This window comes from Micromonospora citrea, assembly GCF_049629545.1.
GTDB classification, from domain to species: Bacteria; Actinomycetota; Actinomycetes; order Mycobacteriales; family Micromonosporaceae; genus Micromonospora; species Micromonospora citrea_A.
Genome location: NZ_JBNADX010000007.1, coordinates 96,440 through 109,026, shown reverse-complemented (window position 1 = coordinate 109,026; position 12,587 = coordinate 96,440). Strand labels below are relative to the sequence as shown.

General features: G+C 72.6%; 17 protein-coding genes and 1 tRNA gene. 8 read left to right on the top strand and 10 right to left on the bottom strand.

Going from position 1 to position 12,587, the window contains the following annotated elements:
- Position 1: 1 nt before the first annotated feature.
- The 3 genes from ACPFP2_RS10365 to ACPFP2_RS10355 are packed head-to-tail and all read right to left on the bottom strand — an operon-like array spanning position 2 to position 2,180.
- Positions 2-1,129 (bottom strand): glycosyltransferase family 9 protein, encoded by a 1,128-nt coding sequence (locus tag ACPFP2_RS10365; RefSeq protein ID WP_424088409.1) that lies wholly within the window; start codon positions 1,127-1,129, stop codon positions 2-4.
- Positions 1,130-1,134: 5 nt separating this feature from the next.
- Positions 1,135-1,677 carry an Hsp20/alpha crystallin family protein gene (locus ACPFP2_RS10360; RefSeq protein WP_424088407.1) on the bottom strand — a complete coding sequence of 181 codons (543 nt, stop codon included), beginning with the start codon at positions 1,675-1,677 and terminating at the stop codon, positions 1,135-1,137.
- Positions 1,674-2,180, bottom strand: a complete 507-nt coding sequence (locus ACPFP2_RS10355) for a DUF2231 domain-containing protein (protein ID WP_424088405.1) — start codon at positions 2,178-2,180, stop codon at positions 1,674-1,676. Before ACPFP2_RS10355 ends, ACPFP2_RS10360 begins: the two co-directional genes overlap by 4 nt.
- 157 nt (positions 2,181-2,337) lie before the next feature.
- Between ACPFP2_RS10355 and ACPFP2_RS10350 the strand changes: the two genes are divergently transcribed.
- The 3 genes from ACPFP2_RS10350 (at position 2,338) to ACPFP2_RS10340 (ending at position 4,370) form a co-directional block, all read left to right on the top strand.
- Positions 2,338-2,958 (top strand): pyridoxamine 5'-phosphate oxidase family protein, encoded by a 621-nt coding sequence (locus tag ACPFP2_RS10350; RefSeq protein ID WP_424088403.1) that lies wholly within the window; start codon positions 2,338-2,340, stop codon positions 2,956-2,958.
- Positions 2,959-3,080: 122 nt separating this feature from the next.
- Entirely contained in the window at positions 3,081-3,791 is a 711-nt protein-coding gene (locus tag ACPFP2_RS10345) for a hypothetical protein (protein WP_424088402.1), read from the top strand.
- A 111-nt stretch (positions 3,792-3,902) separates the two neighbouring features.
- Entirely contained in the window at positions 3,903-4,370 is a 468-nt protein-coding gene (locus ACPFP2_RS10340) for a hypothetical protein (protein WP_424088400.1), read from the top strand.
- A 36-nt stretch (positions 4,371-4,406) separates the two neighbouring features.
- Here the strand turns inward: ACPFP2_RS10340 and ACPFP2_RS10335 are convergent, their stop codons facing one another.
- The gene (locus ACPFP2_RS10335) at positions 4,407-4,802 is read right to left on the bottom strand and encodes a nuclear transport factor 2 family protein (protein WP_424088398.1); all 396 of its coding nucleotides are present in this window, start codon (positions 4,800-4,802) and stop codon (positions 4,407-4,409) included.
- A 150-nt stretch (positions 4,803-4,952) separates the two neighbouring features.
- On the opposite strand from ACPFP2_RS10335, the gene ACPFP2_RS10330 reads away from it, so the two are divergent.
- Positions 4,953-5,339 (top strand): VOC family protein, encoded by a 387-nt coding sequence (locus ACPFP2_RS10330; RefSeq protein WP_424088396.1) that lies wholly within the window; start codon positions 4,953-4,955, stop codon positions 5,337-5,339.
- A gap of 32 nt (positions 5,340-5,371) precedes the next feature.
- On the opposite strand, the gene ACPFP2_RS10325 is transcribed toward ACPFP2_RS10330, so the two are convergent.
- Together ACPFP2_RS10325 and ACPFP2_RS10320 are read right to left on the bottom strand one after the other, a co-directional pair.
- The gene (locus ACPFP2_RS10325) at positions 5,372-5,932 is read right to left on the bottom strand and encodes a dihydrofolate reductase family protein (protein WP_424088394.1); all 561 of its coding nucleotides are present in this window, start codon (positions 5,930-5,932) and stop codon (positions 5,372-5,374) included.
- Between the two features lie 199 nt (positions 5,933-6,131).
- Positions 6,132-6,205: transfer RNA gene (locus tag ACPFP2_RS10320), tRNA-Thr, on the bottom strand.
- Positions 6,206-6,394: 189 nt separating this feature from the next.
- Here ACPFP2_RS10320 and ACPFP2_RS10315 point away from each other — a divergent pair.
- From ACPFP2_RS10315 to ACPFP2_RS10300, 4 genes are all read left to right on the top strand, one after another.
- Positions 6,395-8,143, top strand: a complete 1,749-nt coding sequence (locus tag ACPFP2_RS10315) for a metallophosphoesterase family protein (protein ID WP_424088392.1) — start codon at positions 6,395-6,397, stop codon at positions 8,141-8,143.
- A gap of 205 nt (positions 8,144-8,348) precedes the next feature.
- Positions 8,349-8,831: a MarR family winged helix-turn-helix transcriptional regulator gene (locus ACPFP2_RS10310; RefSeq protein ID WP_424088390.1), complete on the top strand. Its 483-nt coding sequence runs from the start codon at positions 8,349-8,351 to the stop codon at positions 8,829-8,831.
- The gene (locus ACPFP2_RS10305; protein WP_424088389.1) at positions 8,828-9,586 is read left to right on the top strand and encodes a bleomycin resistance protein; all 759 of its coding nucleotides are present in this window, start codon (positions 8,828-8,830) and stop codon (positions 9,584-9,586) included. Before ACPFP2_RS10310 ends, ACPFP2_RS10305 begins: the two co-directional genes overlap by 4 nt.
- On the top strand, positions 9,583-9,795 hold the full coding sequence (locus tag ACPFP2_RS10300) for a nitroreductase/quinone reductase family protein (RefSeq protein ID WP_424088387.1): 213 nt from the start codon (positions 9,583-9,585) through the stop codon (positions 9,793-9,795). Before ACPFP2_RS10305 ends, ACPFP2_RS10300 begins: the two co-directional genes overlap by 4 nt.
- Positions 9,796-10,086: 291 nt before the next feature.
- On the opposite strand, the gene ACPFP2_RS10295 is transcribed toward ACPFP2_RS10300, so the two are convergent.
- From ACPFP2_RS10295 to ACPFP2_RS10280, 4 genes are all read right to left on the bottom strand, one after another.
- Complete coding sequence (locus ACPFP2_RS10295; RefSeq protein ID WP_424088385.1) at positions 10,087-10,947, bottom strand: PSP1 domain-containing protein; 861 nt, start codon at positions 10,945-10,947, stop codon at positions 10,087-10,089.
- A gap of 273 nt (positions 10,948-11,220) precedes the next feature.
- Positions 11,221-11,889, bottom strand: a complete 669-nt coding sequence (locus ACPFP2_RS10290) for a hypothetical protein (RefSeq protein ID WP_424088383.1) — start codon at positions 11,887-11,889, stop codon at positions 11,221-11,223.
- On the bottom strand, positions 11,889-12,194 hold the full coding sequence (locus ACPFP2_RS10285) for a hypothetical protein (RefSeq protein WP_424088381.1): 306 nt from the start codon (positions 12,192-12,194) through the stop codon (positions 11,889-11,891). The genes ACPFP2_RS10290 and ACPFP2_RS10285 overlap by 1 nt, the downstream gene beginning before the upstream one ends.
- On the bottom strand, positions 12,194-12,520 hold the full coding sequence (locus ACPFP2_RS10280) for a YbaB/EbfC family nucleoid-associated protein (RefSeq protein ID WP_088977091.1): 327 nt from the start codon (positions 12,518-12,520) through the stop codon (positions 12,194-12,196). The genes ACPFP2_RS10285 and ACPFP2_RS10280 overlap by 1 nt, the downstream gene beginning before the upstream one ends.
- Positions 12,521-12,587: the final 67 nt, after the last annotated feature.

The window sequence follows — 12,587 nt, the reverse complement described above, 5'->3', positions numbered from 1 at the left end:
CTCAGGCGCCGGGGGCGCCCGGCTCCGGGTGCAGCAGCTCGGCGGCGGCCTCCAGCACCTCCACCACCGGCACGTCGGTGACGAACGAGTCCCGGTGCGGGCAGTCGCCGTCGCCGGGGCGGTGCGGGTAGATCCCCGGCGTGCAGTCCACGCCGCAGACCGGGCAGTGGGTCGTCCAGGAGGCGATCGGGCGGTGCCGGGCGCGCAGCGGGGTCGCCCCGTTGATCAGGTTGCCGAGCCAGTAGACGCCGACCGTGGCGGTGCCCACCGCGCCGGCCAGGTGCAGCGGGCCGGTGTCGTTGGAGACCACCAGGTCGCACCCCTCGTACGTGGCGGCGAGCCCGCCGAGGCTGAGCGTGCCGACCTGCGGACGCACCGGGACGCCGGCCGAGGCGACCACCGCGTCGACCAGGTCCTGCTCGGCGGGGGTGCCGGTGACCAGCACGTCGTACCCGTCGCGGTGCAGCGCCCGGGCGACCTCGCCGAAGCGTTCGGCGGGCCAGCGCCGGCGGCTGTCGGTGGCGCCGGGGTGCAGCGCGACGCGCGGTCCCACGGGCGCGCCCAGCACGTCGCGCGCCTCGGCGCGGTCGGTGTCGGTGACCGCCAGCGCCGGGACGATCGTGACGGCCGGCGCGCCGACCAGCGCGGTGACCTCCAGGTAGCGGATCACCTCGTGCTGGTAGTAGACGTACCGGATCCAGCGGTGCAGCGGGGGCGCGCCCTCGGCCCGCAGGCCGGCGGTGACCCGGGCGCCGAGCCGGTTGACGATCGGATTGGAATTCCCGCCGCCCCCGTGCACCTGCAACGCCAGGTCGAAACGTTCCCCGGCCGCCGCGTCCAGGAAGTCGTCCATGGAGCCGGGTTCCTCGCCGGGGCCGGGGTCGCGGATGCCGGGGGCCGGGGGGATCACCAGCACCCGGTCCACCGGGCCGGGCCGGTCGCGCCAGAGCGTCGCGTGCCACGGCGCGCCGAGCAGCACGATCTCCGCCTCCGGGTACGCGGCACGCAGCGACTCCAGGGCGGGCAACAGGAAGATGAAGTCACCGAGCGCGTTGGCCCGCAGCACGGCGATCCGGGCGACGTCGGGGACGCGCTCGCCCACCGGGCCGAGCACGGACGGGGTGCCCACGCGACCTACGGCCGGTCGAGGGCGGTGTCGGGGTGGTGCAGTTCCCGGTCCGCCGCGGGGTCCGTCACGGTGGTCGTACCCCCGGCTGCGGGACCGCCGCGGTAGCCGGCGCGGCCGACGGTGATGGTGCGCGGCGCTGGCCGCTCCGCCCGGGGCAGGTGGACGCGGAGCAGACCGTGGTCCATCACCGCGTCGATGGCATCGGGGTCCACCCGGGACGGCAGGTCGACGCGGTACTCGAAGCCGCGCGTCTCGAAGCCGCCCGGGATGCCGTGGTCGGCGTTGACCTCGGCCTCGGAGCGGGCCCGGACGCAGAGCTCACGGTCGTCCAGTTCGACGGCGACCTCCTCCGGCGCGACGCCGGGCAGCCGGACGACCACCTCCCAGCCGTCGGCCGTCTCGGCCAGCTCGACGTCCGGGGACGCGCCCCGGCCGCCACCGACCAGGCGGCTGAGTTCGGAACGCAACGACTGGAGTTCCCCCATCGGGTCCCAGCCCTGCTGCCGCCCCCGCCATCCCCGGCCGAACCCTCCGGGCTGTTCCGTCATCGCATCTCTCCGATCCGCTGGGCGGCCGCCGAGGGCCGCAGGGAGCTGGGGGCGTCCAGGCCGGCGTCGGGGTCCACGCCCACGCCGAGCCGGTCGACCAGCTCACCGCCGAGCCAGGCGCTGACGCCGAGGAGTGCCAGACCGACCACCTCGATCGCGATCAGCGCGCCGCCGGCCGCCCGGGACTCCGCGTTGAGCCGGACCACCCAGACGGCGGCGAAGAGCAGGACCACCGCGACGTTGGCCGCGGCGTGGGTGAGCGCCACCCGCTTGGCGCGGGTGCCGGCCGGGATGGCGAGCAGGTCGAACGTCCCGGCCGCCGCGGCCAGCAGGCCGCCGACGAGGCCGATCGTGATGTTCCAGTACGCCACTTCGCCGAGGAAGTCGGGGCCGCCGACCGTGTCGACGACGTCGAAGAGCGTGCCGGTGACCAGGAGGGCCACCGGGAACATCACCAGCATCGGGTGCACGGGATGGCCGAGCACCTTGAGTCTGCTCTCCATGGTGGGCCTCCCACTGCTCGCGTCCGGGGGCGCTGGGTGAGGCGGTACCCGCCGCTGTCGCGGGCAAACCTCCCGCTCGCCATGCCCGCCTAGGCTGACGGCGACGGCCGGAATTCCGCCGGCCGCCCGAGAGGATCAACGGACGGGGGAGGCGGACGTGACGGTGGAGATCACCTCGCCGGAGGAGCTACGCGACCTGTTGGGGGCGCCGACGCCCCGGGCGGTCGCCAAGGAACGGGTGGTGCTGCACGAACGGGACCGGCAGTGGCTGGCCGCATCGCCGTTCTGCCTGGTGGCCACCGCCGGGGCGGACGGCAGCTGTGACGTCTCCCCCAAGGGGGATCCGGCCGGCTTCGTCCGGGTGCTGGACGACACGACCATCGCGATTCCCGAGCGGCCGGGCAACCGGCGCGCCGACGGCTACCGCAACATCCTCGACAACCCGCACGTCGGGCTGATCTTCCTGATCCCCGGCCGCACCGACACGCTGCGGATCAACGGCCGGGCCCGACTGATCCGCGACGCGCCGTACTTCGACGACATGGTGGTCGAGGGGCACCGCCCGGTCCTCGCGGTCGAGGTGACGGTGGAGCAGATCTTCTACCACTGCGCGAAGGCGTTCCTCCGCTCGGAGCTGTGGCGGCCGGAGACCTGGCGGCCGGAGGCGCTGCCGCCGCGGCCCCGGCTGGTGAAGGAGGTGGAGGCGGTGCCGGAGAGCCTCGCCGACCTGGAACGCCACTACGGCCCGGCGTACCTCGACTCGCTGTACCGGGGGTAGTCGCGGCACCCCGGCGGCGGCATGTTTGAGCTGTTCGCTGAGGGTACTGATCTTTCTCGTAGGCCCGACCGTCGTACTTCGGCGGCACTCCCGAAACACGGGTCGAGAGAGGATGACGTTCGATGCCCACGCAGAACAACCCGGGCCGCGGCGGCTCGACCGCGACCAGGAACCCCCCGGGCAACCAGACCCCGAACACCCCCGACGTCGACGAGAGCGAGATCGCCCGGCTGAAGGTCGACGAGCTGCGCAGCCGGCTGGCCCGGCGCGGCGTCGGCGGTACGGACGGGATGAAGAAGGACCAGCTGGTCAAGGCCCTGGTCAAGAGCCTGACGGACGATTCGTCGTCCGGTGGGGGCAGCCGGAGGGATTCCGGCCGCTCCGCCGGACTCTCGGCCGGTGGCGCGCGTGGCGCCGGCTCGTCCGGCAGCGGCCGGTCGTCGCGCTCCGACGACGGCGGTGGCGCCCGGACCGGGCAGCACACCTCGTCCTCGGTCCGGTACTCGCAGGAGATCACCTCCACCGACGACGAGCCGGAACGCCCCGGTCGCAGCCTCGTCACCACCGACCACGACGTGATCCGGCAGTGGGCCGAGGCGCGCGGCGGGGTGCCGACCACGGTGGACGGCAGCGAGCACGACGGGCACGCCGGTGTGCTGCGCTTCGACTTCCCGGCCAACGGGCGGGAGGACCGGCTGCGCGAGATCAGCTGGGACGACTGGTTCGCCACCTTCGACGAGCGGCGGCTGAACTTCATCTACCAGGAGGAACGCTCCGACGGCCGGCAGAGCAACTTCTTCCGGCTGGAGAACCCGGACCGCGAGGACGGCTGACCCGTACCGCCGGGGGCCCGGACCGACGCGGTCCGGGCCCTCGCCCGTCCCGAAGGTCCATGGCCGATCACGCGGCCTGACGTGTGGCGACCCGGACCTACGATCCGGTGCGTGAACGCGCTTCCGGTCCGGCTGCTCGCCTGCCTTGTCCTCACCTTCCTGGCAGCCTGCGACACCACGCCCTCCGGCCCGGTCGCGGCCACCTGCTGTGAGGCCCGGTACGTCAACAGGTCGTACCAGCCTGGCGAGACCCTGACCGTGCACTGGAGTGTCGGCCCCTCCGACGAGCCGGGGGCCATCCCACCGCAGGTCCAGTTGACCGCACGCCTGACCGGCCCGTTCGCGACCGTGGACGACCTCAAGGCGGCGACAGGAGACACCCGGTCCGTGCCGGGGCTGGTCACCTTCGCGGCCGCACCGATTCGACCGGCCGGCTCGCCTGACGAACCGCCTGTCAGCACCATCGTCATCGGTCCCGACGCCCGGCCGGGGTTCTACAACCTGGTCACCTCCGTGGGCGGCGACGACAGCGGGGCGAGCGACAGGGCAAGCGTCGTCCGGATCGTGCCCAAGGCCTGAGAAGGAGCGGCTCGGGCTCGTCGTCCCAGGCTCGTGTCAGCCTCCCTCGCTACCGGAGTCGGCGGTCGGCTGCGTCGGCCAGAACGGCCACTCCTCGAACGACCTGCACCGCCCGTCCTCGGCGAAGCGCACGATCCACAGGTCGCGGTACTCCTGGTCGACCGGGTCGCCGTAGCGGACCTCGACCCGCGCCACCGCCGTGTCACCCTCCACCGCGACGATCTCGCTCGTCATCCGGAACACCTCGTCCGGGCCGACGCGCTCGTCCTCCCACATCCTGGCTATGCCGGGCAGGCCGACGACCGGTGTCCGGTAGGGGCCCTGCCGATAGCTGGCGTCCGCGGTGAAGATCGTGGCGAGCGCCGCCGTCCCCGGCGCCCGCCACGCCTGCTCGTAGGCCCCGAGCCAGCCGGTCACCTGCTCCCTGTCCACGACCATGAGCTTGCCCCCTGGCGGGGCCCTGGCGGCGGGGATTGCTGCCATTGTTCGACACGCACCCCGAGGAGGGTTCGGGCACCCCGGACGATGGGCGGTCCGGCATGATCGGGGGACAGCGAACCATCGACCGACCGAGGAGCGGCCATGGAACGGGTGACCGGCATCGGCGGGGTCTTCTTCCGCGCCCGGGATCCCGACCGGCTCAGCGCCTGGTACGCCACCCACCTGGGCGTCGACCCGGCACCGGAGTCGTACGAGGTGTCGTCCTGGTGGCAGCAGGCCGGCCCGACCGTCTTCGCCGCCATGCCGGCCGACTCGGCGCACTTCGGCGGCGCGCAGCACGCCTGGTCGATCAACTTCCGGGTGACCGATCTCGACGCGATGGTCGGCCAGCTGCGCGGTGCCGGCATCGACGTGCAGGTCGACCCGGAGGAGTACCCGAACGGCAGGTTCGCCGACCTGCGCGACCCGGAAGGCAACGGGGTGCAGCTCTGGGAGCCGGCGGGAGCCGACAGCCGGGGACCGGCCTGACCGCCGCCGGTAGCGTCACCGACCGGTGCGGCTCAGCGGGTCCGGTAGCGCGCGTAGATCAGTCCGCTGTCGAAGGCACGCTGCTCGACCAGCTCGAGATCGAGGCGCACGCCGTCGGGGAAGAACCGCTTGCCACCGCCGACCACGCTCGTGGTGATGAACAAGTGGTACTCGTCCACCAGACCGGCCGCGATCGCCTGGGCCGCGAGGTTCGGGCCGTCGACGGTGAGGTCGTGATCGGACTCGGCCTTGAGCCTGCGCACCGCATCCGGGTCGAAGGTCCGCTCGATCCTGGTCTTCGCGCTGGACACCGACTCCAGCGTCATGGAGTACACGACCTTCTCCGCGGCCTGCCAGTCGCGGGCGTACTGCAGGATGTGCGGCGGCAGGTCAGGCTCGGCGTGCGCGGTCTCCCAGAAGACCATCGTCTCGTACATCCGCCGGCCGTAGAGGTACGTGCCGACGGGACGGAAGAGATCGTTGATGAAGGTGTGCACCTCCGGATCCTCGGCGGTACCGGTGCCCAGGTCGCCCTCCGCCGCCTCGGCGTAGCCGTCGAGCGAGGTGATCATCGAATAGATGAGCTTTGCCATGCGTCCCCCGGGAGTACGAGCGCGTCAATCCGCCAGCGGTCCTGCAGGCTCTGACCTCCGCACCACCCGGAACTCATCGATCGGCCGGCCAACGGGGCGCCGCACGGGACAAGGACCGGTCAAGGACTCGACGGGCCGGCGGCGTCGTCGACGCCGGGAAACGGCGAAGCCCAGGTCGTTGACCTGGGCTTCCGTACCGAGCCGCCTGACGGAATCGAACCGTCGACCTACGCATTACGAGTGCGTCGCTCTAGCCGACTGAGCTAAGGCGGCAACGATCAGAAAGTGTACGCCACTCCCCCGCCACCGGCCGAGGGGGTTCCCCTCCCCCGACCTGACCGATGCCCCGGACACTGCCCCACCGACGACCCGGACACCGCCCGCCCGTCGATCCCGACATCACGCACGATCGGCCCGTTCTCCGGACAGCGGTAGCGGCACGTCCGGACTACGCTCCGCCGGGTGACGGACGATTCAGGAATCCACCCCGAAGCCGCTCACCCCGATGACGGCGAGCACGCCCCCGGCGAGCGGGCCGTCCGCCGGCCGCGCAGCCTCGACCCGGTCGAGCTGGGCTTCACCCCGCGCAAGCCGGTGCCGTGGCTCGCACCGTTCCTGCTGATCAGCACCGGCATCCGTACGCTGCTGGCGATGCTGTTCGGGGCGTACCTGGACAAGCGGGAGCTGCAGAACGCCCTGGACGCGGGGATCGCGAAGCAGGTGGGGCCGGACGGTGGGCTCTGGCTGGACTACGTGGCGGATCTCGGTGACGGCTTCAACGCCACGTACTCGGTGGCGTACCTGCTGGCGCAGCCGGAACTGGTGGTGGACGGGCACCGGCTGCCCCGGGCGCAGACGCTGGTGATGGGGGGCGACCAGGTCTACCCGTCGGCGGGCTACGAGGCGTACGAGGACCGCTGCAAGGGGCCGTACCAGGCCGCGATGCCGGTGGCGCCGCCCGAGCGTCCGACGCTCTTCGCCGTGCCCGGCAACCACGACTGGTACGACGGACTGACCGCCTTCCTGCGGATCTTCGTCCGCTCCCGGGACCGGCACTTCGGCGGCTGGGGCACCGGCCAGTCCCGGTCGTACTTCGCGGTGGAGCTGCCCGGCGACTGGTGGCTGCTCGGCCTCGACGACCAGTCCGGGTCGTACCTGGACGATCCGCAGCTCGCCTACTTCGACGAGGTGGCCCGCCGGCTGGGGCCGCAGAGCCGGGTGATCCTCGCGGTGCCGGCGCCGACCTGGGTCAAGGCCGTCGACCATCCCACGGCGTACGACTCGATCGACTACTTCATCCGTACGATCATCGCCCCCACCGGGGCGCACGTGCGGCTGTTGATCTCGGGCGACCTGCACCACTACGCCCGGTACGCCGGCCCGGACCGGCAGCTCGTCACCTGCGGCGGGGGCGGGGCGTACCTCTACCCGACGCACAAGCTCCCGCAGCGGATCGAGGTGCCGCCGAAGGACACCCTCTCCCGGCGGGCCAGCCGCACCCGTGGGTACGACCTGACCGGCCGCTACCCGGACGCGACGCGTTCCCGGCGGTACGGCTGGGGGATCTTCGCCCGGCTCCCGTTCCGCAACCCGGGCTTCACGACGCTGCTCGGCACCGTGCACACGCTGCTGATGCTGGCGATGGCCGGGGTGGCGACGAACCGGGCGGGCACCACGGAGCAGCGGCTGTTCAGCGTCCCATTGGTGATCATGCTGGGGGTGACGCTGCTCGGCGCGGCCTTCTTCGCCAAGCCGCCGAGCGCCGGCGGGAAACGGCACGTCCGGCACTGGATCCTGGGGATCGGTCACGGCCTGGCGCACGTGGGGCTGGCCGCCGCCGGCACCTGGGTCTGGCTGGCGTTGCCCTTCTACGAGTGGCCGTGGCCGCTGCCGGCGGCCGCCGCGGCGGTCGTCTACGGGCCGGTGGTCGGGCTGGTCTCCAGCCAGGTGGTGGCCGGGTACCTGCTGTTCGCGGGCAGTTTCGGGGTGAACCTCAACGAACTCTTCGCCGGTCAGGGCATCGAGGACGCGAAGTCGTTCCTGCGGATGCGCGTCACCTCCGACGGCGCCCTGACGATCTACCCGATCGCCGTCGACCGGGTCTCCCGCGACTGGCGTCTCAACCCCGACCAGTCCCCCACCGCCAGCTGGCTGCTCCCGAAGGACCCGCTCACCCCCCGCCTCGCCGAGCCCCCCATCACCCTCACCTGACCGCCGCAGTACCGCCCCGGGCCCGAGGGGCGACGTTCGCCGCGAGATCGACATCGCGAGACCGCCCCGGAGCGAACGCCCACCACGCGCGCGCTCCTGCTCCTGCTCCTGCTCCTGCTCCTGCTCCTGCTCCTGCTCCTGGCAAGCCTGCACGACCTGGAGCCACTAATTTGACAGGCGACTGTCGACATGACAGGCTCCTGTCATGTCTGAACTGTCGGTAGCGGGCGCGCTGCTGTCCGACCTGTTGATCGAAGTGTTCCGCGCGAACAGCTTCCTGCTGGCCGAAGGCGACGAGCTCGTCCTACCGTTCGGCCTGACCAGTGCGCGGTGGCAGGTTCTCGGCGTCGTCGAGCACGCACCCGCACCCGTCGCCCAGGTGGCCCGCCTCATGGGGCTGTCCCGACAGAGCGTCCAGCAGACCGCCGACGCCCTCGAACGCGACGGCATGATCACCTACCGGGCCAACCCGCACCACCGCCGCGCCAAACTCATGGTGATCACACCGCAGGCCCTGCACGCGATGCAGCGCGTCCGCGAGGTCCAAGCCAGGTGGGCCAACACGCTCGCCGAGCGGTACAGCGAGGCCGAACTCGCCACGGCATTGGCGGTCCTGCGCCGCCTCAACGCACCCGCTGTCGCCGAGGAGCCACAACACCACGCGGAGACGACGGAGGCGTTCGAGTGACCGAGACGATGATCCCGATCCTGCCCACCAGATCCATCAACGACACGCTCCACTTCTACCGCGCCCTCGGGTTCGAGGTGACCTATCGACAGGAGCGCCCCAACACCTACGCCTCGATCCGACGAGGTGGCATCGAGCTGCACTTCTTCGTGCTGAAGGACCTGCAGCCGGCGGACAACTGGGGCACCTGCTACGTGACCACCAGCGATGTCGACGGGCTCTACGACGCGTTCACGGCTGGCATGAAGGGGCTGCTCGGCAAGGTCCCCACCCGCGGCGTCCCACGGATCAACCCGCTGAAGGACATGCCGTTCTACGGTGTCCGGCAGTTCATCGTCGTCGACCCCGCCGGCAACTACATCCGCATCGGCCAACCCGTTCTCGAGCAGCCGGCCGGCGCGTCACCACGCAGCCGCCTCGATCGGGCGCTCGAGACCGGTAGCCGACTGGCTGACGCCAAGGGGGACTTCGTCGCAGCTGCCAAGGTGCTCGACGGCGCGCTGGCCGCCGATACCGGTGCGGAACCGGCGCTGCGCTTCCGCGCGCTGGTCCTGCGCGCGGACATCGCGATTCGGCTCGACGACCCGACGAACGCGCAGCGCCTCCTCGCCGACGCGGCGGCACTGCCGCTGACCACGGCCGACCGTACGCGCCTCGGCGACGAACTGCGAAGGATCACCGAGCTTCGACCGTTGCTGGCTGCTCGGGTCCAGCCGACCGGGTCCGGAAACGGGGCGGACGAGGACGTTCGGTGACCGGGGACGAGGAGGTCCTGGACAGCCCGACCGAGTGGGTCGCCAAGCGACAGCCCGCAGCGCCCACCGGTGACGAGCGAGAGAGACTGTGGCAGCTGATGACGAGCCTGTGGCCCGACTACGGCAGGTACCAGAGCAAGAGCAGTCGCCAGATCCCGGTCGTGATCCTCCAGCCCACCACCGACACCGAACCGCCGCCACGGCGGTAGCGCATCCCTCTCGCCAAACATGGCGCCGGGTGGGTCAGGCCCGAAACACCGTCGGATCCACGCTCCCGGCGGCGGCAACTCCGCTCACGGCTGCCCGCTCGACAGCGCGTACAGCGGATTTCCCTACGTGCTCCGAGACAGCATTGTTCGGCGGAGGATCTCGTCGACGACGCGGGCGAGAGGAGCGGTGGCGTCGATGACGGTGCCGTTCTTCGGAGTTGTCTTCCTTCGTACGATGCAATCGGGCGATGAGTTCGCGGGATCACCGCCGTGCGCGACGCGGCACGTCGATCATCGCGCTGCGCCCTCCGGGCCGGGCAGCTCACGGCTCTCGTAGGCGCGGCGGGAGCCGCAGACGTCGGCGCGGGAGCACATGGAGCGCGAGCCGTCGGCGTCCAGGCGGACGGTCACCGCGTCTCTCGGGACGCTGTGACCGACCACGCGACCCTCCCCTTCCGGCGTGGTGACGCGGGTGCCGATGGCCGGGGCGGACTCGGCGAACGTGGCGTACAGGGGATGTTCGTACTTCAGACAGCACATCAGCCGGCCGCAGGCGCCGGAGATCCGCAGCGGGTTCAGCGGCAGGTCCTGGTCCTTCGCCATCCGGATCGTCACCGGCTCGAAGTCGTTGAGGAAGGTCGCGCAGCACAGGTCGCGCCCGCAGGAGCCGATGCCGCCCTGCACCCGCGCCGAGTCGCGGGCCGAGAGCTGGCGCAGCTCCACCCGGCAGTGCAGGGTCGCGCCCAGGTCGCGGACCAGCGAACGGAAGTCGACCCGGTGCGGGGCGGTGAAGTAGACCGTGGTCCGGTCGCCGGAGCCCTCGGCGGTGCCGAACACGTGGTCGACGGCGACCACCTTCATCGGCAGCCCGTGCTCCCGGATCAGCCGCTTCGCCGCCACCTTCGCCTCGGCCTTGCGCCGGCGCAGCAGTTCGTCACGGCGCAGGTCCTCCTCCTGCGCCAGCCCGGCCAGTTTCGGGAAGCCGTCGGTGTCCTCGGTGACCCACTGCGCGGCCCAGACACACTCCGCCACCTCGGGCCCGTCGTCGGTGGGCACCAGCACCCGGTCACCGACCTGCGGTCGCAACTCGCCCGGGTCCAGGTAGTAGAGGCGCCCGTACCGGTTGAAGCTGACCGCGCAGAGCATGCCCATGCGCTCCACCCTACGACGGACGACCGGTCACCACCGGCCCACCCGTCGTCGGCCGGTCACCCCGTGCAGTCGTCCACGGTCGCCGACCCGTCCCCTCACCCCTCGCCCGGACGGTGGAATCCGGCCGGTGCCGAGGGACAAACGGCCGCGGTGGGCGTTGAGTGGAGGCAGACCTGCGGGGGGTGCAGGGAAGAGGCCACGGCGCCGCCGCCGGGCCCGGCCGGTCCGGGCGTCGCGCGCGGCGCCGTGGTCCGTCCACCGGAGGACCGGCGCTCAGCGGCCCACGCGCAGCGTGCCGCCGTAGCGGACCCCCGTCGTGCCGGTCGGCCCACGCCACGTCGACTCGGCCAGGCTCGGCGACCACTCGCGCAGCAGCGTCTCCGCGCCGTCGTACGCCACGCCGAGCACCGAGAGCACCCGGGTGGCGATCTCCGCCGCCGCGAGGGCGCCCGGACCGGGTTCCGCGCCGGGGGCGGTGGCGGCGTGCACGCGTACCGCCTCGGCGGAGCCGACGACCTCGGCGAGCACCCGGGCCACCGCCAGCCGGCTGCCCTCCACCCAGTGGGCCAGGGCGTCGGCGTACCCGGCGGTCGACTCCAGCCGCCCCACCAGGCTCTCCGGCCCCTCGTCGAGATGGCGCAGCAGGGCCGAGCGGGCCTCGTCGTACGCCGACGCGGCCGGACCGGACCACAGGCCCGGATCGGTCAGGGCGGCGGAGGCGTCGTCGTACCCCCGGACGAGCCGGCGCACCGCGTGCCCGGCGGTCGCCAGCGGCGCGGGGTGCAGGTCGAGGAAGGCGCGCAGCGCGTCGCCGGGGAGCACCTGCATGCGGCGCAGCAGCGGCCAGAGCCGGTGCCCCTCGGGAGCGCCGGCGGCGAGCAGCCGGTCGACCCGGCGCAGCAGGTCCAGGCCGGGCTCGGCGAGCCGGTCGAGGGCGTCCATCAGCGCTCCCCGGGCAGCCGTCGCCGGACGGTGTCGTCGGCGCTCGCGTAGTGGTCGGCGGCGCTGCGCACGGCGGAGGCCGCGGCGGCGAGCCGGGCGGAGGCCGCGCTCGCCTCTCGGGCCCGGTCGCCGGTGGCAGCGGTCCACTGCCGGTGCAGGGCGCGGCCGATCTCCCCCGGCCGGCCCGGGGCGTCGGCGCCGAAGGCCGGGTGGGCCGGGTCGGCGGCGGTGACCGTGCGGGAGAGCACGGCCAGCGTGGCGCTCGCCTCCTCCAGCCGGGCGGCGAGGGCGCGCAGCGTGTCCATCAGGCCCCCGCCAGCGGCCGGTACGTCGCGAAGGTCTCGTTGTGCAGCTTCTCCCGGGCCCACTGGGCGGCGTCCGCGGCGGCGGTCACCGCGGCCTGCACCGAGCCGGCGACGTCACGCGGATGACGGTGGTGCAGCGGCCCGAGGAAGCGCACGTCGGTGATCCGGCCGCCGGCGGTCACCACCACCTCGACCAGCCCGTCGGGGGAGCGGACGGTGACCTCGACCGTGTCGACCGCCTGGTCGAACTCGGCCTGCAGGGACTCGATACGGCGATAGCGCCGCACCGCCTCCTCGATCCACGCCTCGTCGATCTCGCGCGGCATCGGTTCTCCCCCCGGCCGACCTCACCCTGCGTGCCGCCGCCGTCACCACGGCACACCGGACCGTACC

Bases quoted from the DNA above. Each gene is read 5' to 3' on its own strand.
- ACPFP2_RS10355 (WP_424088405.1), bottom strand. From the start codon at position 2,180: ATGGAGAGCAGACTCAAGGTGCTCGGCCATCCCGTGCACCCGATGCTG.
- ACPFP2_RS10310 (WP_424088390.1), top strand. From the start codon at position 8,349: ATGTCTGAACTGTCGGTAGCGGGCGCGCTGCTGTCCGACCTGTTGATC.
- ACPFP2_RS10280 (WP_088977091.1), bottom strand. From the start codon at position 12,520: ATGCCGCGCGAGATCGACGAGGCGTGGATCGAGGAGGCGGTGCGGCGC.
- ACPFP2_RS10330 (WP_424088396.1), top strand. From the start codon at position 4,953: ATGGAACGGGTGACCGGCATCGGCGGGGTCTTCTTCCGCGCCCGGGAT.
- ACPFP2_RS10345 (WP_424088402.1), top strand. From the start codon at position 3,081: ATGCCCACGCAGAACAACCCGGGCCGCGGCGGCTCGACCGCGACCAGG.
- ACPFP2_RS10295 (WP_424088385.1), bottom strand. From the start codon at position 10,947: ATGGGCATGCTCTGCGCGGTCAGCTTCAACCGGTACGGGCGCCTCTAC.
- ACPFP2_RS10325 (WP_424088394.1), bottom strand. From the start codon at position 5,932: ATGGCAAAGCTCATCTATTCGATGATCACCTCGCTCGACGGCTACGCC.
- ACPFP2_RS10360 (WP_424088407.1), bottom strand. From the start codon at position 1,677: ATGACGGAACAGCCCGGAGGGTTCGGCCGGGGATGGCGGGGGCGGCAG.
- ACPFP2_RS10285 (WP_424088381.1), bottom strand. From the start codon at position 12,194: ATGGACACGCTGCGCGCCCTCGCCGCCCGGCTGGAGGAGGCGAGCGCC.
- ACPFP2_RS10290 (WP_424088383.1), bottom strand. From the start codon at position 11,889: ATGGACGCCCTCGACCGGCTCGCCGAGCCCGGCCTGGACCTGCTGCGC.